This is a genomic window from Rhodopseudomonas sp. B29 (assembly GCF_000333455.1).
GTDB lineage: Bacteria > Pseudomonadota > Alphaproteobacteria > Rhizobiales > Xanthobacteraceae > Rhodopseudomonas.
Genome location: NZ_BADD01000158.1, coordinates 1 through 1,801 on the forward strand (window position 1 = coordinate 1; position 1,801 = coordinate 1,801).

At 71.6% G+C, this 1,801-nt stretch carries 1 pseudogene; it reads right to left on the reverse strand.

Annotated features, from left to right (window positions below):
- Window positions 1–9: 9 nt before the first annotated feature.
- Window positions 10–1,801 (reverse strand): annotated as a pseudogene (locus tag I5M_RS05745) (chromosome segregation protein SMC); the annotation flags it as partial.

The window sequence follows — 1,801 nt, forward strand, 5'->3', positions numbered from 1 at the left end:
GACTTCTTAGAGCTCTTCCTCGGCGCGCAGATTGACCGCGCCGAGCCGCTCGCGATCGCGGCGCAGCTTTTCCAGCTCGGCTTCGATCTCGGCCAGCGGCGGCAGCTCCGCGCCCTCCTGCAGCTCGGCCAGCGAGGCGACCGCCTGCGGCTCGACTTCGAGCATGTCGCGGATTTCGCGCTCGACGTCTTCGAGCCGGCGGCGCGCCGCTTCCATGCGCTCTTCGGCGCGGGCGCAGGCTTCGCGGGCGCCGGAGAGCTGTTCGAGCGACGACTTGGCGGCGCGGTCGGTCTCGGCCATCGCCTGTTCGGCGCTCGCCAGCGCGTCGGCGGCGTTGCGGCGATCGCTTTCGGCGTATTCGATCTCGGTGATCACCGCGCTGCGCTTCTCGGCGAACACTTCGGGCGCGTTCTCGAGCTCGGTGCGCTCGGCGGTGAGTTCGGCGAGACGCTGCTCGACGGTCGCGATCTGCGACGCCGCGCTCTGCTTGCGCTTGTGCCAGTCCATGCGCTCGGCATTGATCGCCTGCAGCCGCTTGTCGGCGAGCTCGGCCTCGCGCGCCAGCGCCTGGGCCTCGGCGCGGATCTGCGCGGCGGCCTGGCGGCGGGCGTCGATATCGCCGCGCACCGCGGCGAGCTTGGCTTCGGCGTCGCCGGTGGGCTCCAGCTCGGCAATCTGGGCTTCCGCGTTCTCCAGCGCGGCCTCGGCTTCGGCGCGGTCGGTGGCGAGGCGCGATTGCGCTTCGCTCAGCGCCGAACGCCGCGCGGCATGGCGGTTGACCTCGCGCTCGGCGGCGGCATGGCGCTCGCGCGCCGCCTCGGCCTCACGGCGCACCGCGCGCAGCGTCTCGCGCGCGGCAGCTTCGGCCGCGCCTGCGGCTCGTAGTTCGACTTCGGCGGTCTCCAGCGCCTCGCGCTTGTTTGCGGCATCTTCTTTGGCGAGTTCGAGATCGTTCTCGATATCGACCAGGCGGGCGCGTTCAGCCAGGCGGCGCGCGGCGCCGGTCGGCGCATGCGCCGCGGTGACGAAGCCGTCCCAGCGCCAGACGTCGCCATCGAGCGACACCAGCCGCTGGCCGCTCTTGAGCTGCGACACCAGCGCGGCGCCCTGCTCCTTGGTGACGACGCCGATCTGCGCCAGGCGGCGCGCCAGCTCCGGCGGCGCGGCGACATGCTGGGCCAGCGGCTCGACGCCCTCCGGCAGCGACGGATCGTCGGGCTGAACGCCGATATCGCTCCAGCGCATCGGCGCCGATGGATCGACCGGGGCGTCGAGATCGTCGCCCAGCACCGCGCCGATCGCCTTTTCGTAACCCTTGGCGACGGTGACGCCGTCGATGATCGGCGGCCACAGATTCTTGGTCTCGCCGTCGAGGATCTTGCTGATGGTGCGGGCTTCGGTCTCGAGCCGCTGCACCTTCTTGTCGGCCTCGGTCAGCGGCGAGCGCGATGCCTCGAGCCGCTGCCGGGCTTCGATATGCGCGGTCTCGGCCGCGGCGACGGCGGCTTCGGATTCGGCAAGCAGCGCCTGGGCGTTCTCGACCGCTTCGGCCAGTGCATCGACATCGCCGGCGCCGGAGGTCTCGGCCGACAGCCGATCGATCTCGCTCTCGACGTTCTTGATCTCGGTATCGAGCCGCGCCAGCCGGTCGCGGTGGCTGCGCACGCTCTGCTCGAACTGATTGCGCCGCGCGGTGAGCTGCGCCAGCTGCGTGGTCAGCTCGGCGAACAGTCGCTCGGCCTCGCCCAGCGCTTCTTCGGCCTCGGCGACGCGCTCGTCGACGCCGCTGCGCTTCTCGACG